General features: G+C 63.4%; 13 protein-coding genes and 1 pseudogene. 8 read left to right on the forward strand and 6 right to left on the reverse strand.

The window, feature by feature from the left end; genetic code table 11:
- Positions 1-360: 360 nt before the first annotated feature.
- The 6 genes and pseudogenes from OHZ10_RS18485 to glcC all read right to left on the reverse strand — a co-directional run bounded on the left by OHZ10_RS18485 (position 361) and on the right by glcC (position 8,915).
- Positions 361-1,035 (reverse strand): hypothetical protein, encoded by a 675-nt coding sequence (locus tag OHZ10_RS18485; protein ID WP_342705510.1) that lies wholly within the window; start codon positions 1,033-1,035, stop codon positions 361-363.
- Positions 1,019-2,569 carry an N-acetylmuramidase domain-containing protein gene (locus OHZ10_RS18490; protein ID WP_342705511.1) on the reverse strand — a complete coding sequence of 517 codons (1,551 nt, stop codon included), beginning with the start codon at positions 2,567-2,569 and terminating at the stop codon, positions 1,019-1,021. Before OHZ10_RS18490 ends, OHZ10_RS18485 begins: the two co-directional genes overlap by 17 nt.
- Positions 2,570-2,612: 43 nt before the next feature.
- Complete coding sequence (locus tag OHZ10_RS18495) at positions 2,613-5,420, reverse strand: type VI secretion system Vgr family protein (RefSeq protein WP_256087027.1); 2,808 nt, start codon at positions 5,418-5,420, stop codon at positions 2,613-2,615.
- A 565-nt stretch (positions 5,421-5,985) separates the two neighbouring features.
- The gene (locus OHZ10_RS18500; RefSeq protein ID WP_342705512.1) at positions 5,986-7,422 is read right to left on the reverse strand and encodes a DEAD/DEAH box helicase; all 1,437 of its coding nucleotides are present in this window, start codon (positions 7,420-7,422) and stop codon (positions 5,986-5,988) included.
- Between the two features lie 47 nt (positions 7,423-7,469).
- Positions 7,470-7,892, reverse strand: a pseudogene (locus OHZ10_RS18505) (DUF6306 domain-containing protein); the annotation flags it as partial.
- Positions 7,893-8,144: 252 nt separating this feature from the next.
- Positions 8,145-8,915, reverse strand: coding sequence for a transcriptional regulator GlcC (gene glcC, locus OHZ10_RS18510; RefSeq protein WP_059238354.1), 771 nt, complete (start codon positions 8,913-8,915; stop codon positions 8,145-8,147).
- A 218-nt stretch (positions 8,916-9,133) separates the two neighbouring features.
- On the opposite strand from glcC, the gene glcD reads away from it, so the two are divergent.
- The 8 genes from glcD (at position 9,134) to OHZ10_RS18550 (ending at position 19,928) form a co-directional block, all read left to right on the forward strand.
- A complete protein-coding gene (gene glcD, locus OHZ10_RS18515) occupies positions 9,134-10,633 on the forward strand; it encodes a glycolate oxidase subunit GlcD (protein ID WP_342705513.1) in 1,500 nt (499 codons plus the stop codon).
- Positions 10,633-11,709: a glycolate oxidase subunit GlcE gene (gene glcE, locus OHZ10_RS18520; RefSeq protein ID WP_342705514.1), complete on the forward strand. Its 1,077-nt coding sequence runs from the start codon at positions 10,633-10,635 to the stop codon at positions 11,707-11,709. The genes glcD and glcE overlap by 1 nt, the downstream gene beginning before the upstream one ends.
- A 24-nt stretch (positions 11,710-11,733) precedes the next feature.
- A complete protein-coding gene (gene glcF / locus OHZ10_RS18525; RefSeq protein ID WP_342705515.1) occupies positions 11,734-12,954 on the forward strand; it encodes a glycolate oxidase subunit GlcF in 1,221 nt (406 codons plus the stop codon).
- Positions 12,955-12,974: 20 nt separating this feature from the next.
- On the forward strand, positions 12,975-13,379 hold the full coding sequence (locus OHZ10_RS18530; RefSeq protein WP_174991709.1) for a GlcG/HbpS family heme-binding protein: 405 nt from the start codon (positions 12,975-12,977) through the stop codon (positions 13,377-13,379).
- A gap of 42 nt (positions 13,380-13,421) precedes the next feature.
- Positions 13,422-15,596, forward strand: a complete 2,175-nt coding sequence (locus OHZ10_RS18535; RefSeq protein WP_256087023.1) for a malate synthase G — start codon at positions 13,422-13,424, stop codon at positions 15,594-15,596.
- A gap of 563 nt (positions 15,597-16,159) precedes the next feature.
- Complete coding sequence (locus tag OHZ10_RS18540) at positions 16,160-17,725, forward strand: sensor domain-containing diguanylate cyclase (protein ID WP_174991711.1); 1,566 nt, start codon at positions 16,160-16,162, stop codon at positions 17,723-17,725.
- A 143-nt stretch (positions 17,726-17,868) separates the two neighbouring features.
- Positions 17,869-19,251: a cache domain-containing protein gene (locus OHZ10_RS18545; protein WP_256087022.1), complete on the forward strand. Its 1,383-nt coding sequence runs from the start codon at positions 17,869-17,871 to the stop codon at positions 19,249-19,251.
- A 32-nt stretch (positions 19,252-19,283) separates the two neighbouring features.
- Positions 19,284-19,928, forward strand: coding sequence for a response regulator (locus tag OHZ10_RS18550; protein ID WP_059238338.1), 645 nt, complete (start codon positions 19,284-19,286; stop codon positions 19,926-19,928).
- The last annotated feature ends 18 nt before the right edge of the window (positions 19,929-19,946 follow it).

Consider the following 19,946-nt stretch of genomic DNA (forward strand, 5'->3'; position numbering starts at 1 on the left):
CGCAATCAAGTGTGGCCGCCGAAACAGAACCACGCTCCCGGAAAATACCGAGCCAGACTTTGTCAACGCCGTCGCAAACAACAGATTCTTATCCAAATAATCCATAAAATTTCATAATATTATCCTGACCAGCTGAAACTTGATACAACGGACTCCTGATTCGCGCAGATTTTCCGGGGCAAAGTTCGAGCGATTTTTTCGGCATTTTTATTCGCTTGATACGTCGCAGAGGCGTTCTCGGACCCGCCTGGCCCGACAATACCGCTCGTGCCCTAGTGCGTAAAATTGCGACCCACCCCATTTATCAAGCAGCATCGATCAACGCAGGACCTGATGCCTCGATAAAGGATTATTAATATCTTATTTCGGAGGGAAAGGATCCACCAAATCCCTCGCATGCACCCACCCAAAGGTAACGCGCCCATCGAACTTCGGCCCAGTACCTACGTAACGAATGTATGAAAAATCACCTTGATTTTTCATTACAATCACACCATCTCCCTCTACAAGATATGATTTCCGTGCCACAAACTTTCCGTCGCGATTATCATAAAAAGCCGCTTTACCCTTCACAATGCGAATTCCGATGGCTGGAACCTCTCGAACCACATGATAAGTAGTTGATCTAAAGTCTTTTGGTCCAAATGTGAATACTCCTGTTGCATTTTCACACCCAGCCTGACCAATCTCAGTCTGTATAACCCACTCACTGTCGCGTCGATACAAAATCCCTTTGATATCGAACACTTTATTTCTATTCTGAAATTCCGGGGATAACCCACCCAAAACGAAGGTAAGTAACGGTGTATCAATATAATCCTCAACATTTACACCACTTGACCCACCACCGTCCTCTACAAACAAAAAACTGCAAGAAAATTTTGCATTCCTCGAATCATAAAAACCTGATACAGCACTCCCATTGCGAAATCCAATTAAACTGGGATCATTGAACAAAATCGCATCACCAGCAAAGGACAAACGCGAAATCGATGCAACCAATAAAAGCACAATGAATTTACTTGAACTGCTCATAGAATTTTTTGAGATTTTCAGCGTAGTGAGGATTCTTCGTGCGCCAGTGCCTACCATTGTATGAAGTCGCAACCTGCTCCCATTTGTGCTCCCTCAATCCGCTAACACCAGCACGCTTCTCTTTTTTCATGAAAGCGATAAATATTTCCATCTGCCCATCCGTTCCAGATATAAATTTATTGGCAAACTCCGTCGGCGTCGAACACCCACACGATGAATAGTATTCCCCCAGAATTTGAAAACCTCCCCAAGAGCATGATTGTATGGCGATATCAAAATCAAGAGCCGCAGCACGAATCAGCTTTTCATATTGATTCAGGCCGTCTCCACCATATTGATCTCCGTTTGGGAAGCAGAGATCAGGGAATTTTGGATAAGGATTTTCAGGAAAATCCTTTCTTTTTGGCGAATGCACTTTCTTCCTGGCAGCGCCAGTCGCTTTTGCGCTCTTCGATTCTGCCGCTTCCTTTTCCGCCCCCCTTTCCCTCTCCTCCGCCTCCTTGTCGCGCTTCTTTACGGATAGATCAAAGAAGTGTCGTCGTTCATACAGTATGGGAGGGAGTCCATTTTCCAAAAATGGATGGCCTTGAGATTCCTGTTGAACCAGCGCCTTAATGGCGGCGACTTCTACGTTAAGTTCACTAGCCATGCGCTGATACTGCACATCCGAAAAAAACTCTGGCTTTGGGTAACTCAGCCTCGAACCAAAAATGCTGAATGCTACGGTGCGCGGCTCACCAGTGTTCACCACCTTATAGTGGTGTTCAATTACAATCTTGGTTTTCTTCTTGCGTGATTTTGGATCGACAGTGACTTCCTTGTTTTTCTTGGGAAAATCTTTTTTTACCCGGCCTTGCTCGGTGACTTTTTGCGTCCATGCAATGTATTGACCAAATTCCTTGATCAATCTCTCGATTGTCATGACCTCGCCCTCTTTCACAACCGGAAGATTTAGATTTTGCTCAAACTCGTCCTTTGGGGTGAGTTGTGTAGTCGACTCCAAGTGATATTCGGGACTGACGATGGTGAACGCGCTGATATCCTTCTTGGGGACAATTTGGGCTTTCCAGGCAAACTCCCCACGACGATTCTTGACGAACACATCTATCGGTTGGTTGCGAGCCGCATTTGTGATCGTCACCGCAAAGCCATCCTTGTCGGTGGTCGCCTCCGTCTTGTTGTCCGAAATGGGCGGCGAGCGCGGAGCGGTCGGTTCGGCTTTGCTATTCGGTGGCGTTTGTGCAGGCGCCGCCGCCGAGCTGGATACCGCTGCAGGTAAGGCCGCGGCACCGGAAGCGGGCGTCGCAGTTGACGCATTGCTCTGTATTGCAGAATCCTCGTGGATGATCGTTGGATCGGGGCCTGTTTCCCACGCGGGGGCCGGCGGCGCGTTTTTGCCAGCCGTCAACTGGACGGACAGGCCTTCGATAGGCTTTTTCAACACGTCGCGAAAAAGCACGGTTACCACCACGAATGCAGCTGGTTGAGTCTTAACCTTCAGTGCCGGTGCGTCGGCGGGTTGTGCTTTCGACACTTATTCTCCCTATCGATTTCGCTGATATAAGAAGTTGAATCGGTCAAGTTTCCTGCTGCTCATCGACCTGGTCTTCGCTCGCGTCGTCGACTGCTTCTTCATGGTCGTAAGCATCTTCAATCGCGTGCCAGTCGCCGCCACCGATCTCGCACTTCACTTTCGTTGACGTAGGTGTGTGGATGGTTGCCGTTTCACCATCGAGTAGCCCGCCCTGCTGCTGAAGTGTTCCGTCCGGCAGATAGATGCGATATGTCTGCGCATGAAGCGCTTTCCCGACGCCAAGATTCGCGATGACCGAAGATACGTCGAAAGTCTGCGTATATTCGTGGGTCAGGTTTTGCGGCAACGTGCTGACGGGAAGCGGCGGGATGGAATAGCGCATACCGGCCGGCCCGCTAAACGAATGCTTCGCTCCCTTGAACTCGACAGTTCCGGGCGCATGCCCGCGGATATTGCCGCCTTCAAGAGTGATTGATGCGCCACCCGCAGTAATCACCAGCTTTCCACCAGCGGCGATCTCGATGTCGCCTTGTGCCAGCAGTTTGAGGACCGCTTTAGCGATCACCTCGATATTTGCGTCATGTGACTGGATCTGCACGGGCCCCTTCGTGAACAACCTGATCGCCGTCTGCGAGAACATGCCGACCGCCTTGGCGGCATTAACGATGAATGCTCCAGCAGATCCGATGTGCGTGTTCTGGCCGCTGACCAAATTGATATGGCGATCCGCAGTCATGTGCAGGGAGTCTTGCGTAGACGTGCCGATGCCGAACGGACTAGCGAGTAGCAGAATCGCCTTCTTGAACGCGTTCGCACTGCCAGTCCCGCCCCCTGCAGTACGACCCCCGCCAGCTTCCGGCGTTTCCGACTGCTGGGTAGCGTCCGTGAACTGCTTGAGCGAAGCGTGGCTCTCCTTCAAGCTGTCCGCGTGGTGCTGCGTGCCGACGTTCGACAGCGCCTCAACGATGCTTTCGGCGCTAATCAATTGACCCTGCGCTTCCTTGACGTCAAGCTGATCATCGTTGTGCGCCTTCGCGTGCGTTCCTATATATGCACCACGATTCGCCCGCATACCGAGATAATCATCCGTATGCAGCAAAGCTCCTTTTCCAAGGTATCGGCCCCGAGCGTTGTTATTGCCCGCATGGTCGATCAGAACCCCTTGGTGGTACAGGCTGTAGCTGTTCCCGACCCTACCCGTGTAGGTGGTCAGTCGCGTAGCCCCTTGATGGGTCGCATCGTCGTGTACGAACGCGTTGTAAGCACCACTCTTACCGAAGCCATTCGACATGAGGCCCGAGAGGAGCACGTTGGTATGCCATTGCGGGAGCGTCGTTTGGGACGGCAGGCGCCCGAGCACATACGGCCGGTCACAATCACCCTGGAAGTAGTCGACGAGGACCCATTCGTCTTTGCGCGGCACATGAACGCCACCATAGCCATATCCGGTGTCGGCCTGCATAACCAGCAGTGGCGGTGATGTTTGCGTCTGGTTCGTTCCGTCGCGCTCGTCCCACGGGTAGGTCACGTAAATGCGATTGCGCTCGTCGGCCCATGCTTCCTCATTATCCGGGCCATTCACGAGCGCGTGCTCGGCATACATCAGCGGCTTTCCATGCTCGAACGGACTGCGATACTCGATGTTGGTCCGCTGCGCTTCTACTTGGACCAAGTAGATGCCGCCAAAACCATCGACGGGATTGGCTCGTGAGCCAAACTGCGTGCCATAGTCCTGGCGCAAGTCGGACAATGCGCCCTGCAGACTCAGTGGATAGGTCGCGGCATGATTGGATAGCGGCACATTGTTCTCAATGAACCACTCGACCTCGACGACCATGAACTCCCGAAGGCTCGAATCGACCGTCATATGTCGCGTGTGATGCTCGAGCGTGAAACGCGATCCGGCGTCGAGCCATCGCACACCGCCGAGGCCAATGTATCGCCGGGCGGCGGAAGTCCAAGCCTGGGTCCGATTGGATGCACGTCGTCGCCCGTCGTCCGAGTTCGGGTAGGCATACGACAGGGCTTCACGAATGATCATGGGCGCATATGGAACGCTGCGCCTCACCTGCTGACGTCGCTCTTCGATCACATAGGTGCTTGCGCTATCACCCAAGTCACTGCGCACCGAATAATTCTGTTGCGGATTCTTGTAATTGAAGGAGGTTGTCGCGTAGGCGAGACTTTGTGCGGTCTGTGTCACTGCCCATTGCGTGAAGCCATCTACCTCGTCACTAATTGCACCGTTGAAAAATTCGATCGGCTTCGCATCAGGCAAGGCAGAAAGCCGGTCGACTATGACGAGTGTTGATACGCGCGGATCGTCTTCATACTGGACTGGCGCATGCTCGAAATAAAAGTACCATCCTTCGTCTTCGAGAATTCTATGGAAAAAGTTCAGATCGGTTTCGCTCTGCCGCGTGTACGATCGCGCACGTGGCTCGTCCCGCAGGACAAAACGTACTCGCCCGGCAAGCTGCGGATAGGCTCCCAGCAACTCAGAGAGAATTTCCCGTGAGTCTCTATCGAACCAATGATCGTTCTTGCTCGCCTTGCCAAGAAAGAAAAGCGCCGACTCGAACTCAACCTGGTAGACGGTCAGATTTCCGTCTTGCCCGAGCGTGTGAAATTTATGAACGAAACCATGAATCGGGCGATAGACTGATTCAACAAATGGCTTGGAGATTTGCTGAATAAACAGCGTGACAGGCTGATGCTCGAGTTCCAGGTTATCGATATCGTCACGTAACGAAACGACGTCGACCATCCAGCGATAGCCTCGCCCGACTCTGGACCATCCCTTTGCGCGCACTGGAATGAGCGTTTGCGCCCCCAGCGAGGAGCGGAACATAAGCAGTCGCTCGTGCTGCATCAAGCCACGATGTATCGATTCGTATAGCGTAGCTGCCCGCAATCTTGCGGGATCGACGGGTGGAAAAACCATTTCCTTTCCTTGTCTCTCACGTTCAACCGCCAAGGAAGCGACGCGGATGACGGTCAGCCATTTCGACGATGAGTCGCTCGCTCGATTCTATTCAGAATTGAGCGAAGCTATATATGCGACCAAGTACTTGAAAGTGGTTTATCTCTGAAAAGAGCCCCCTATTTGCTCAATACATAATCTCAAATATTTTCGAAAGATTAGCGCAGCAATCCGGCTTCCGAACCGAGATTATCTCAAATTAACAGCCGTTCTCTTTCTACACGGCTTGTACTTCGAATTGGATGGCAATCTTTAAAGTTCACGGAATGTGACAGATCCATATTTACGCCGATCTTCCTCTGCTAACGCACCTTGGTCAGACATCCATCGTCGCACGGACGATCCCATCGGCAGGCGCGGACAGTCGGGTGCCTAGGCCGACATTCGCCTGTATGTGGGCTTTGAAGGGGAGTTGTCCAGAGGATCCGCCATGCTACTTGGACGTTTTGCTACGGCTACCCGATTTGCCCGCCGGCTTGCCCGCACCCGCCTTCCCCGCAGGTTTGCTGCGCGGCTTCTGCACGCTAAACGGGCTGCCGATGGTGTAGTCCGTTCCGTTTCCGGCCGGCTTCGCGTGCTGTGCCGCAGGCTTGCGCTGGCTTTCGCCGCCCTGCGGGCGCGGCTTCTTGCCGGGCACCGGCTTGGCGACCGGCACCGCTTGCTGCACTTTGCGCTTCTTCGGCTTTTTGGGTTTCTTGAGAATCTGCCCCGTCGCACTCGTTTCCGGCACGCGGTGTTCGGCTTCGAAACCCGGCTCTTCCTCACGCCGCAGCGTTTGCCGGATCAGCGCTTCGATCGCGGCCAGTTGCGGCGCTTCATCGGCGCACACCAGCGACACCGCCACTCCGCTGGCGCCCGCGCGGCCGGTACGGCCGATACGGTGCACATAGTCCTGCGCGACGATCGGCAGATCGACGTTGATCACCAGCGGCAGATCGTCGATATCGAGCCCGCGTGCCGCCACATCGGTGGCGACCAGCATCTGTACTTCGCGCGTCTTGAAGCGCTCCAGCGCACGCAGGCGCGCGGGCTGCGGCTTGTCGCCGTGGATGGTGTCGACCGCATACCCTGCTTCATCCAGCATGGCCGCCAGGTAATCCACGCCAATGCGGGTCTTGACGAACACCAGCGCGTGCTCCCAGTTGTTTTCGGCCACCAGGTGCATGAAGAGGTCCGGCTTGTTCCGCTTGTCGACCGTCACCACCCATTGCTTGATCTTGCTGGCCGTGACATTGGGCGGGCTGACGCTGATATCGACCGGGCTGCGCAGAATGCTCGCCGCCATCGCGCGGATATCGTCGGTGAACGTGGCGGAGAACAGCAGCGTCTGGCGCTGCGTCGGCAACGCGGCAAAGACGGCATTGAGTTCGCGCGCGAAGCCCAGATCCAGCATGCGGTCGGCTTCATCCAGCACCAGCGTCTGCACCTGGTCGAACTGCACCGCGTTCTGGCGATTGAGGTCGAGCAGACGGCCCGGCGTGGCAACGAGCACATCCACGCCCTTGCGCAGCTTCATCATCTGAGGATTGATGCTCACGCCGCCGTACGCGGCCAGGAAACGCAGATCGAGGCCTTTGCCGTACTCGACGAAGCTTTGAAGCACCTGTTCGGCCAGCTCCCGCGTGGGCACCAGCACCAGCACGCGCGCGCGATTGCTGGACACCGCCGGGCCGTGTTGCACGAGCCGTTGCAACAGCGGCAGCGCAAAACCGGCCGTTTTGCCCGTGCCGGTTTGCGCCGCAGCCATGACGTCCTTGCCACTCAGCACGGCAGGAATCGCCTTGGCCTGCACCGGCGTAGGTGTCTGGTAATTGAGGCCCTGCAGATTGCGCAGCAGCGGCTCGATCAGGCCAAGGGAGGCGAAGGACATGGATGTATTCCGGGCTAAAACCGCAATTCTAGCGGTTACTGCGCCGGTCACGCCCCGCCCGCGCCCCCTCGCAATCGCACATCCACCGCCCCGATGTTCTTCTCGTGCGCGACCAGCATCAGCGACAGCGCGTGATGAATCTCCTGATTCGCGAGCGTCGGCAGCAGCGTCTGCAGCTTGCGCACGACCCAGCGCTGGCCGCGATTCAGGAACGCCATGCGCTCGGCCAGATCGTCGATCGCCATCGCCTTCTCGTAGAACGCGCCGGTCGCGCTTGTCGGGACCGCATCGAGCGAACGAATCGCGTCGACGAGCACGCGGCACCAGTGCGCCTCGTCTTGGCGGATATGCGTGATCAGCCGATGCAGTTCGGGATCGCCGGTGACCTCGGCAGCCGTTTCGGAAGCGACACGCGCACCGGCGCGCTCGGCCTCCAGCAGTTCGTCGAGCGTCGTCAGCAACGCGGCGCGGTCTTCTTGCGGAATCGGATCGGTGCGGGCGGCGGGGCCGTCTCCATGCGGCGGCATCGACATGCGGCATCCTCCTGTCAGGATCGGTGGCGTAACACGCTCGACGTTACGCGACGCGTGTTGCACGAATGTGCGCACATCAACACGGACCGCACATTCAATACATCACATTGTGACATATTTGACCAAAACGCCGCATCGTCAACGCACTCTGCTTGATTTACGTCATCGCCCGCACGGGCCGTCGCCTGCTCACGTCCACCCTTCGAGCCGCAACGTCGAACGCACGAGCCGCTGTTCCTCCTGCTCGATCTCGCGCAGATACTCGACGCACTGGCGGATGTGTTCGCTCGCGGCCTTGCGCGCCTGGTCGGGCAGCCGCCCCGTGACCGCGTTGTAGAGCCGCGCGTGCTGGCGGTCGATCTGCTTCTTCAGCGGTTCGCGGTGATAGAGGTTGTTCACCGATGCGAATACCGAACTGAGCAGCAGGTCGGTCAGCGACTGCAGCGTGTTGACGAGCACGGGGTTGTGCGACGCCTCGCAGATCGCAAGATGAAACGCGTGATCGAGCTTCGCGCGCGCGGCGGGGTCGAGATCCTGCGCATCGGCCGCCGTCATTTCCTCGTAGCGGCGCTTGATCAGGATGAAATCGGCCGGCGTGCCACGCAGCGCGGCAAGCCGCGCGGCCTCGGTCTCGAGCATCCCGCGCACCTCGAACAGGTCGTACAGCGTGCGCGGCTGCGAGCCGAGCAGATGCATCATCGGCGTGATCTCGCGTTGCGGGGTCAGGCTCGCAACGAACGAGCCCTTGCCATGCGTCGTGTCGATGATCCCGCGCGCGTGCAGCAGCTTCATCCCTTCCCGCACGGCCGTGCGCGACACGCCGAGCTTCTCGGTCAGCCGCCGCTCGGACGGCAGCGCCTGCCCGGCCTTCAGCACGCCGTCGACGATCAGCTTCTCGATCCGTTCGGCGACGACGTCGGCCACGCGTCGGGCCGGCCCTTCTCGATCCTGCATTTCCATACTGGTATGACCACTTTGGACGGAGAGCGGAGATTTTCGCACAAAGCCTTGTTCCAATTGGGATTTCCTGAGCTTCGCCGACTATCGACGGAGGGCCGCTCCAAAAACTGGTATGACCACATCGAAGACGTCTGGACAGGCCCGCGCGGCCCGCCAAGAATCCCCTCCTTCCGGCGTGTCGCGCATCGCGCAGCCGCCCGCATGGTGGAGACAGACCAATGAGTTTCATCTACGACGAACGGATCGACGGCCCGCTGACGACCGTCAGCCGCGACACGCTCGTCGCCGCGCTGCACGCGGCGGCGCCCGGCCTCGACGTGCTGCATGAACGCGAGGCGCTCAGGCCGTTCGAATGCGACGGCCTCGCCGCGTACCGCACGGTGCCGCTCGCGGTCGTGCTTCCGGACACGGTCGAACAGGTGCGTGCGGTGCTGCGCGTCGCGGCCGAGCACCGCGTGCCGGTCGTCGCGCGCGGCGCGGGCACGGGGCTGTCGGGCGGCGCGATGCCGCTCGAAAAAGGCATCCTGCTCGTGATGGCGAAGTTCAACCGGATTCTCGATATCGACCCCGATGCAGGCATCGCTCGCGTGCAGCCCGGCGTGCGCAACCTCGCGATCTCGCAGGCGGCCGCGCCGCACGGCCTCTACTACGCCCCCGATCCGTCGTCGCAGATCGCATGCTCGATCGGCGGCAACGTCGCCGAGAACGCCGGCGGCGTGCATTGCCTCAAATACGGGCTCACGGTGCACAACATCCTGAAGGTCGAGATCCTGACGATCGACGGCGATACGCTCACGCTCGGTGCCGATGCGCTCGACGCACCGGGCTTCGACCTGCTCGCGCTATTCACCGGCTCCGAGGGGATGCTCGGCATCGTCACCGAAGTGACGGTGAAGCTGCTGCCGAAACCGCCGAGCCTGAAGGTGCTGATGGCAAGCTTCGACGACGTCGCCGAGGCCGGCGCCGCGGTCGCGCGCATCATCGGTGCGGGCGTGATTCCCGGCGGCCTCGAGATGATGGACAACCTCGCGATCCGCGCGGCCGAGGATTTCATCCACGCCGGCTATCCGGTCGATGCGCAGGCGATCCTGCTGTGCGAACTCGACGGCGCGGCGAGCGACGTCGACGACGACGCCGAACGCGTCGCCACGCTGCTGCGCGACGCGGGCGCGACCGAGATTCGCGTCGCGCGCGACGAAGCCGAGCGTCAGCGTTTCTGGGCCGGCCGCAAGAACGCGTTCCCCGCGGTCGGCCGCATGTCACCCGACTACTACTGCATGGACGGCACGATCCCGCGCCGCGAGCTGCCGCGCGTGCTCGAAGGGATCGCGGCGCTGTCCGCCGAGTACGGGCTGCCGGTCGCGAACGTGTTCCACGCGGGCGACGGCAACATGCATCCGCTGATCCTGTTCGATGCGAACCGGCCCGGCGAACTCGATCGCGCGGAAGCACTCGGCGGCAGGATCCTCGAGCTGTGCGTCGCAGCGGGCGGCAGCATCACCGGCGAGCATGGCGTCGGGCGCGAGAAGATCAACCAGATGTGCGTGCAGTTCAACGCCGACGAAATCACGTTCTTCCATGCGGTGAAGGCCGCGTTCGATCCGCAGGGCCTGCTCAATCCCGGCAAGAACATCCCGACGCTGCACCGCTGCGCCGAATTCGGCGCGATGCACGTCCATCACGGCAAGCTGCCGTTTCCCGAACTGGAGCGCTTCTGATGCGACGCGACATCGAATCGATCGACGACAGCGCGGCGCTCGTCGCGCAGGTCGACGCGGCAATCCACGACCGCCGGCCGCTGCACATCCGCGGCGCCGGCACGAAGGCGTTCCTCGGCCGCCCTGTCGAAGGCCGCACGCTCGACGTGCGCACGCATCGCGGGGTCGTGTCGTACGACCCGACCGAACTCGTCGTCACCGCGCGCGCGGGCACCCCGCTCGCCGATCTCGAAACGATGCTCGACGCGGCCGGCCAGATGCTGCCGTGCGAGCCGCCGTCGTTCGGCGGCACGGCAACGGTCGGCGGGATGTTCGCGGCGGCGCTGTCGGGTCCGCGCCGCCCGTGGGCCGGCGCGGTGCGCGACTTCGTGCTCGGCTGCCGCGTGATTACCGGCCACGCGAAGCACCTGCGCTTCGGCGGCGAAGTGATGAAAAACGTCGCGGGCTACGACGTGTCGCGGCTGCTCGCGGGCAGCTTCGGCTGCCTCGGCGTCGTGACCGAAGTGTCGTTGAAGGTGCTGCCGAAGCCGCGCGCAACCTGCGATCTGGCGTTGCCGCTTGCCGCCAGCGAAGCCGTGCAGCGCATCGCCGCGTGGCGGCGCGCGGGGCTGCCGCTCGCAGGCGCGTGCCACGCGGACGGCGTGCTGCGCGTGCGGATCGAAGGCGGCGAAGGCTCGGTGAAGGCTGCACGCGACACGATCGGCGGCGATCCGATGGACGACACCGGCGACGCCTTCTGGGCACGGCTGCGCGACCTCGCGCTGCCGTTCTTCGACGATCCGCGTCCGCTGTGGCGCGTGTCGGTGCCGGCCGCCGCGCCGCTCGGCGCGTTGCCGGGTGCACAGCTCGTCGACTGGGGCGGCGCGCAACGCTGGCTGGCGAGCGACGCGGCGCCGGCCGACGTGCAGCGGCTAGCCGCGCAATGGGGCGGCCACGCGACCTGCTTCACGCCGGGCTCCACCCACGAGCCGTTCCAACCGCTGCCGTCTGCGCTGATGCGCGTACATCGACAACTCAAGGCACAGCTCGACCCGTACGCGATCTTCAATCCCGGCCGGCTCTACGCCGGCTTCTGACGCGAACCCGATCCGGACCCGCCGATGCAAACCAATCTCAGCGAAGCAAGCAAGGCCCTCGCCCGGGCCGACGAAGCGGAAGCGATCCTGCGCGCGTGCGTGCACTGCGGCTTCTGCAATGCGACCTGCCCGACCTACCAGGTGCTCGGCAACGAGCTCGACGGGCCGCGCGGCCGCATCTACCTGATCAAGCAGCTGCTCGAAGGCGAGCCGTGCGGCGAGCGCACGCAACAGCATCTCGACCGCTGCCTGACGTGCCGGAACTGCGAGACGACCTGCCCGTCCGGCGTGCGCTATCACACGCTGCTCGACATCGGCCGCGCGGAAGCCGAGAAGCGCGCACGGCGGCCGGCGCGCGAGCGCCTGCTGCGCGCGGGGCTGCGGCACGTCGTGCCGCGCCCGGCGACGTTCGCCGCGCTGCTGAAGGCCGGTCGCGTGCTGCGCCCGCTGCTGCCCGGCACGCTGCAGGACAAGATCCCGGCCGCTGTCCCCGCGGCCGCACCGCGCCCGGCCGTGCGCCACGCGCGGCGCGTGCTGATGCTCGAAGGCTGCGTGCAGCCGTCGCTGTCGCCGAACACCAATGCGGCCGCCGCGCGCGTGCTCGACCGGCTCGGCATCAGCGTCACGCCGGCGCGCGAAGCCGGCTGCTGCGGCGCGACCGAATACCACCTGAACGCGCAGGACGCGGGCCTCGCCCGCGCGCGCCGCAATATCGACGCATGGTGGCCCGCGATCGAAGCCGGCGCCGAAGCGATCGTGCTGACGGCGAGCGGCTGCGGCGCGTTCGTGAAGGAATACGGCGACCTGCTGCGCTCCGACCCCGTCTATGCGGAGAAAGCGCGGCGCGTCAGCGCGCTCGCGCGCGATCTCGCCGAAGTGATCGCGGCCGAGCCGCTCGACGCGCTGGCGGACGAGACGCCCCGCCGTGTCGCGGTCCACTGCCCGTGCACGCTACAGCACGCGCAACGCCTCGGCGGCGCGGTCGAAAGCGTGCTGACACGCCTTGGCTTCGATCTGACGAATGTCGCCGACGGCCATCTGTGCTGCGGCTCGGCCGGCACGTATTCGCTGACACAACCCGAACTCGCGACCCAACTGCGCGACAACAAACTCGATGCGCTCGAAGCCGCGCGGCCGGACCTGATTGTCACGGCCAACGTCGGCTGCCAGACTCACCTGAACGGCGCGGGCCGCACGCCCGTGCGCCACTGGATCGAGCTCGTCGACAACCGACTCGTCAACTGACCTGATTCCGGAGGACCTCCATGCAGACGAAACCCGAACTCGAACTCGCCGATGCCGACCGCATGCTCGCCGCCGCCCGCGCGGAAGCGGAACGCCACGGCTGGGCCGTGTCGATCGCCGTCGTCGACGACGGCGGCCACCTGCTCGCGTTCGCGCGGCTGAACGGCGCCTCGCCGGCCAGCACCTACATCGCGCAGGACAAGGCGCGCGCGGCGGCGCTCGGCCGTCGCGAGACGAAAGCGTATGAGGATATGATCAACGGTGGCCGCACCGCGTTTCTCAGCGTGCCGCTGACGGGGTTGCTCGAAGGTGGCGTGCCGGTCTCGGTCGGCGGCCGGATTGCGGGCGCGATCGGCGTGTCTGGCGTAAAGTCGGAGCAGGACGCGCAGATCGCTCGCGCCGGCACACAGAGCGTCGCGGAATAACCAGCCAAGCCGCGCGCGCATTTTTCCCCGGGAGGATTCACGATGATCGACCAAGCAGGACTGCAAGTCGCGCCAGCGCTCAGCCAGTTCATTGAAAACGAAGCGTTGCCGGGCACCGGCATCGACAAGGCCGCGTTCTGGAGCGGTTTCTCGGCCCTGGTGCATGACCTGGCACCGCGCAATCGCGAGCTGCTCGCGGAACGCGATCGCCTGCAGCAGGAACTCGACGCATGGCACCGCGCACACCCCGGCCCGGTGCGCGACCATGCCGCGTATCGCGCATTCCTCGAGAAAATCGGCTACCTCGTGCCGGTCCCGCCGAACGTCGCGGCAGCCACCGCGAACGTCGACAGCGAGATCGCCACGCAGGCCGGCCCGCAGCTCGTCGTGCCGCTGTCGAACGCGCGCTATGCGCTGAACGCCGCGAACGCCCGCTGGGGCAGCCTGTACGACGCGCTGTACGGCACCGATGCGCTGCCTGAAGACGGCGGCGCCGAACGCACCGCGGTCTACAACCCGACGCGCGGCCAGCGCGTGATCGACTACGCGCGCAACGTGCTCGACAACGCGGCGCCGCTCGCGAGCGGCTCGCACCGCGACGCGCTGCGCTACCGCGTGCAGGACGGCCAGCTCGCCGTCGAAACCGCGCAAGGCATCGTGTCTCTCGCGCAGCCGGCACTGTTCGTCGGCTACCAGGGCGCGGCCGACGCACCGTCCGCGATCCTGCTGAAGCACAACGGCCTGCACCTCGAGATCCAGATCGATGCATCGACGCCGATCGGCCGTGCCGATCTCGCGAACGTGAAGGACGTCGTGCTCGAAGCCGCGGTCAGCACGATCATCGACTGCGAGGATTCGGTCGCGGCGGTCGACGCCGACGACAAGGTCCAGCTCTACCGCAACTGGCTCGGCCTGATGCAGGGCACGCTGGTCGAGGAAGTCGCGAAGGGCGGCAAGCGCTTCACGCGCCGCCTGAACGCGGATCGCGAATACACGACGCCCGACGGCGGCACGCTGTCGCTGCACGGCCGCTCGCTGCTGTTCGTGCGCAACGTCGGCCACCTGATGACCAACGGCGCGGTGCTCGACCGCGACGGCAACGAGATTCCGGAAGGGATCCTCGACGGCGTCGTCACGACGCTGTGCGCGCTGCACGACCTGAAGGCGAAGCGCAATTCGCGCACGGGCTCGATCTACATCGTGAAGCCGAAGATGCACGGTCCGGTCGAAGTCGCGTTCGCCGATACGCTGTTCGCGCGCATCGAAGATCTGTACGGCCTGCCGCGCAACACGCTGAAGATGGGCATCATGGACGAGGAGCGCCGCACCAGCGTGAACCTCGCCGCGTGTATCGCCGCGGCCGCCGCGCGTGTCGCGTTCATCAACACCGGCTTCCTCGACCGCACCGGCGACGAGATGCACACCGCGATGGAAGCAGGCCCGATGATCCGCAAGGGCGACATGAAGTCGTCGGCATGGATCCAGTCGTACGAGCGCAACAACGTGCTCGCGGGCCTGTCGGCCGGCCTGCGCGGCCGCGCACAGATCGGCAAGGGCATGTGGGCGATGCCGGACCTGATGCACGCGATGCTCGAGCAGAAGATCGCGCATCCGCGCGCCGGCGCGAACACCGCCTGGGTGCCGTCGCCGACCGCCGCGACGCTGCACGCGTTGCACTACCACCTCGTCGACGTGCAGGCCGTCCAGCAGGCACTCGAGAAGACGCCGTACGCGAGCGAACGCGACGCGCTGCTCGAAGGGCTGCTGACCGTGCCGGTCGTCGAGCGCGCGGAGTGGAGCGACGCCGAGATCCTCAGCGAAGTGGAGAACAACGCGCAGGGCATCCTCGGCTACGTCGTGCGCTGGGTCGAACAGGGCGTCGGCTGCTCGAAGGTGCCGGACATCCACGACGTCGGCCTGATGGAAGACCGCGCGACGCTGCGCATCTCGAGCCAGCACATCGCGAACTGGCTGCGCCACGGCGTGATCACCGAGGCCTTCGTGCTCGACGTGTTCAAGCGGATGGCCCGCGTCGTCGACCAGCAGAACGCCGGTGACCCGAACTATCGCCCGATGGCGCCCGGCTACGACCAGTCGACCGCGTTCAAGGCCGCGTGCGCGCTCGCACTGCAGGGCACGTCGCAACCGAGCGGGTATACCGAGCCGCTGCTGCACCGGTTCCGCCTCGCGTTCAAGGCGCAACAGCACGGCGCATAAGGTTGCGCATGCGGGTCCGCCCGCATGCCGGCCTGACGAAACGGGCGGCCCTCTCGGCCGCCCGTTTTCATTTTCGCGTTCACACGGTCGTTGAATGGGTCCGTTGAAATCGATAATCGGTACATATTGCGCGCTTTCGTTTGTGGCACGCGCCCGCCGTTAAAACCCCGGGCTCGGCGGCCACGCGCGGCGCGACTTCTTCTGCCATGCCGCAAAACCTTGCACAGCAACGTTCTGCCCGATATGCGCAAGTTCGGGAATGCACTGAAATTTGATCCGGATCAACGGGTCGCAACATTTTCCTCGCGCGCGAACGCGCGCGCTATACTCCGATGGATTCGCATCGCCCGATTCGTCGGATCGTCGAATCGCGAGAGATGTCACCTATGAATAAGTGATTTATCGGTTTATCCAGCCACGATTACCGATAATCGGTGTCCGTTTTCTCCGCTGAACGGGAGGAATGCGCGGGAAGGGCGCGCAGCGGATCGCCGCCGTCACGTCATACGAACAATCGCATCGGCCCGCCGCCAGGCGACGATGCCCATCGATCCATACGGACCATGGCAGAAACTGACTACGCAATGCCCAGCGAAACCGGCCTGACGAGCCGTGTCGCCGCGCATCTGCGCCGGTTCCTGCTGCCGCACCTGATTTTCTATACCGGGCTGCTGATCGCGCTGCTCCTGCTGCTGCTGTGCGGGATCGTGCTGTACGAAGGCCGCATCGACGCGCGCGACCGCTCGGCCGCGATGCAGCAGAACCTTGCGCTGATGGCGTCGTGGGACATCGAGCGCAACATCGAGATCTATTCGCTGTCGCTGCAGGCCGTCGTCGAAGGCGAGAACGACCCCGAGGTCGTCAGGCTGCCGATGTCGCTGCGCCGCCAGGTGCTGTTCGACCGGGCGACGACGGCCAAATACCTCGGCGGCATCTACGTGCTCGACGCGAAGGGTGACATCTCGGTCGACGGCAAGAGCGACGTGCCGCGCAAGGCCAACTTCGCCAACGAACCGTACTTCGCCGTGCACCGCGATCACCCTGACGTCGGCCTGTACGTCAGCCCGCCGTACCATTCGCGGCTGCGCGGCGGCTCGCCGAGCATCGCGCTCAGCCGGCGGATCACGAAACCCGACGGGTCGTTCGGCGGCGTCGCGGTGATGTCGATCCGGCTCGAATATTTCCAGAACCTGTTCTCGCGGCTGTCGCTCGGCGATCGCGGCTCGATCGCGCTGATCAACACGGACGGCAGGATGCTCGCGCGCGAGCCATACGACCCCAAGATCGTCGGCCGCGACATCAGCCGTGCCAGCACGTTCCGGCGCTTCATGACGGCCAGCGAAGGCAGCTTCGCCGACACCGCGTCGATCGACGGCGTGCGGCGCCTGTACGTGTTCCGGCACCTCGACCACCTGCCGCTCATCATCATGGTCGCGCGCTCGGAAGCCGACACCTACGCCGCGTGGTACGACCGCGCGATTCCGATCGGCTCCGCGATGGCCGCGCTGGCGATCGGCTTCGTCGGCCTGTCGCTGCTGCTCGACGTGCAGTTGCGCAAGCGCCACCGGGCAGAAACCGAATTGCAGGCGCTCGCGCGCACCGATGGCCTGACGGGCCTCGACAACCGCCGGATGCTCGACGTGACGCTCGCGCGCGAATGGCGCCGCGCCGCGCGCTCGCAGCACGCGCTGTCGCTGCTGTTCATCGACGTCGACTACTTCAAGCGCTACAACGACACGCAGGGCCACCAGGCCGGCGACGACGCGCTCGCCGCGGTCGGCCACTGCATCGCCGGCTGCCTGCGCCGCCCGGCCGACTATGCGGCACGCTACGGCGGCGAGGAATTCGTCGTGGTGCTGCCCGACATCGACACGGCCGGCGCGGTGACGATCGCCGAAACGATCCGCACCGGCATCCTCGATCTCGGCATCCGGCATGACGCCGGCACGGTCGGCCGCCTGACCGTGAGCATCGGCGTGACGACGAGCTATCCCGAACACGACGACGACATGCAGGCCGCGCTGAAGCTCGCCGACGACGCGCTGTATCGCGCGAAGGAAGGCGGGCGCAACCGCATCGTCGTGCAGACGACTTCGCCCTCCGACAGTTTCGAGTCGCGGCAGGCCTGAGCGGGGCCGCATCGGGGCCGCCGCCGGGCCACCGCCGCCCGCGCGCAAAATCACCGACAATGTCGGCTCGATACGCCACCGCACCGCCGCGCGGTTGACGCGCCCGGCCGGCCCGCGCCGGTTCGCGGCCGCTTCGCACCACCATGAGACTCAAGGCAAAGATCTTCCTTCTGGCCATCGTGCCGTTCCTGCTCGCGATCGCCGGCATCGGCTTCGGCGTGCGCCAGCAGGCCACGTCGCTCGCGCGCACGCAGCACGCGACGATCCAGGCCGCGTACCTGTCGAGCAAGGAAGTCGAGCTGAAGCACTACGTCGAGCTCGCGACCAGCGCGATCATGCCGCTCTACGACGCGAGCGGCCGCAATGCGCGCGACGACGCGCTGCTGCGCACGCAGGCGCTCGCGATGCTGCAGAAGATGGATTTCGGCCCGGACGGCTATTTCTTCGTGTACGACCTGCACGGCAATTCGCTGATGCATCCGCGCGAGCCCGAACGCGTCGGCCACAACTACTGGTCGATGCGCGACCCGCAGGGTGCGCTGACGATCCAGAAGCTGATCGGCGCGGCGTCGAGCGGCGGCGGCTACGTGCGCTACGCATGGCAGCGGCCGTCGACGGGCCGCGTGGCGCCGAAGCTCGGCTACGTCGTCGCGCTCGAACGCTGGGGCTGGATGGTCGGCACCGGCATCTATCTCGACGACGTCGACACCGCGCTGCAGCGCATCGACGCGCGCGCGTCCGCGAACATCGAGCGCACGATGAGCTGGCTCACCGCGATCGCACTGACCGGCGCGGCGGCGATTGCCGTGTGCGCGCTCGTGCTGAACGTCAGCGAGTCGCGCAGTGCCGACGCGAAGCTCAAGCTGCTCGCGCAGCGCGTCGTCGAATCGCAGGAGCAGGAGCGTGCGCGGCTGTCGCGCGAACTGCACGACGGGATCAGCCAGATGATGGTGTCCGCGAAGCTGATGCTCGAATCCGCGCTCGCGCGCTTCGAGCGCGGCACGGCGCGCATGCCCGAGGCGGAGCAGGCGCTCGCGTCGGGCGTCGGGCGGCTCGGCGATACGCTGCGCGAAGTACGGCGCATCTCGCATGCGCTGCGGCCGTCGATGCTCGACGATCTCGGTCTCGCGGCGGCGCTCGAGCAGCTCGTGCGTGAACTCGGTGCGGAAAGCGGCATCGATATCGGCTATACGCAGGTCGCGCACAGCGGCACGCAGCCGCTGCCCGAGGCCGTGAACACCGCGCTGTTCCGGATCGCGCAGGAAGCGTTGAGCAACATCGTGCATCATGCGCAGGCGTCGCGCGCGGCCGTCACGCTCGACGTCGGCGCGCACGCCGTGACGCTGACGATCGCCGACAACGGTTGCGGCTTCGATGCCGAACGCTCGCAGGCCGATGTGCGCCGCGGCATCGGCCTGCGCAACATGCGCGAACGCCTCGACGCGCTCGGCGGCATGCTGACGATCTCGTCGCAGGTCGGCCACACGATCGTCGCCGCGCGCGTGCCGCTGCGCAGCGCGGCGTGACGACACGCACCATAACAGGAGACCTTTGACGCATGAGCGCCCCCGACACCGCCCGGCCTGCCGCCCGACTGCTGCTCGTCGACGATCACCCGCTCGTGCGCGACGGCCTGCGGATGCGGCTCGAAGCGGCCGACCTGTCGGTGGTCGGCGAAGCCGGCAACGCCGACGAGGCCCTTGCGCTCGCCGCGTCGCTCGAACCCGATCTCGCGCTGATGGACGTCGGCATGAACGGGATGAACGGCATCACGCTCGCGGGCGTGTTCCACGATCGATTTCCGGGCATCCGCGTGCTGATGCTGTCGATGCACGACAACGTCGAATACGTGACGCAGGCCGTGCGCGCCGGCGCGAGCGGCTACCTGCTGAAGGATTCGCCGGCGAGCGAGATCGTCCGCGCGATCGGCGCGGTACTGGCCGGGCAGACGTTCTTCAGCGAAGGGCTGGCCGCGCGGATGATCCAGGCCAGCGCGACCGCGTCGCCGCTCGACCGCTTGACGCCGCGCGAACGCGACATCCTCGACGCGCTGGCGGAAGGGCTGTCGAGCAAGCAGATCGCGCAGCAGACGGGGCTTTCCGTACGCACGGTGGAGACGCACCGGCTCAACCTGAAACGCAAGCTGGAGATCGAAGGGCAGGCCGAGCTGATCAAGTTCGCGGTCGAGCATCGGCGGCGGTAGGAGCCGCGCGCCGACGGC

It is taken from the genome of Burkholderia arboris, from assembly GCF_038723655.1.
In the GTDB taxonomy this organism is placed as follows: Bacteria; Pseudomonadota; Gammaproteobacteria; order Burkholderiales; family Burkholderiaceae; genus Burkholderia; species Burkholderia arboris.

Excerpts from the sequence above, each read along its gene's own strand:
- glcD (WP_342705513.1), top strand. The coding sequence starts at position 9,134 with ATGAGTTTCATCTACGACGAACGGATCGACGGCCCGCTGACGACCGTC.
- OHZ10_RS18500 (WP_342705512.1), bottom strand. The coding sequence starts at position 7,422 with ATGTCCTTCGCCTCCCTTGGCCTGATCGAGCCGCTGCTGCGCAATCTG.
- glcC (WP_059238354.1), bottom strand. The coding sequence starts at position 8,915 with ATGGAAATGCAGGATCGAGAAGGGCCGGCCCGACGCGTGGCCGACGTC.
- OHZ10_RS18530 (WP_174991709.1), top strand. The coding sequence starts at position 12,975 with ATGCAGACGAAACCCGAACTCGAACTCGCCGATGCCGACCGCATGCTC.
- glcE (WP_342705514.1), top strand. The coding sequence starts at position 10,633 with ATGCGACGCGACATCGAATCGATCGACGACAGCGCGGCGCTCGTCGCG.
- OHZ10_RS18535 (WP_256087023.1), top strand. The coding sequence starts at position 13,422 with ATGATCGACCAAGCAGGACTGCAAGTCGCGCCAGCGCTCAGCCAGTTC.
- OHZ10_RS18545 (WP_256087022.1), top strand. The coding sequence starts at position 17,869 with ATGAGACTCAAGGCAAAGATCTTCCTTCTGGCCATCGTGCCGTTCCTG.
- OHZ10_RS18550 (WP_059238338.1), top strand. The coding sequence starts at position 19,284 with ATGAGCGCCCCCGACACCGCCCGGCCTGCCGCCCGACTGCTGCTCGTC.
- OHZ10_RS18485 (WP_342705510.1), bottom strand. The coding sequence starts at position 1,035 with ATGAGCAGTTCAAGTAAATTCATTGTGCTTTTATTGGTTGCATCGATT.
- OHZ10_RS18495 (WP_256087027.1), bottom strand. The coding sequence starts at position 5,420 with ATGTTCCGCTCCTCGCTGGGGGCGCAAACGCTCATTCCAGTGCGCGCA.
- glcF (WP_342705515.1), top strand. The coding sequence starts at position 11,734 with ATGCAAACCAATCTCAGCGAAGCAAGCAAGGCCCTCGCCCGGGCCGAC.
- OHZ10_RS18540 (WP_174991711.1), top strand. The coding sequence starts at position 16,160 with ATGGCAGAAACTGACTACGCAATGCCCAGCGAAACCGGCCTGACGAGC.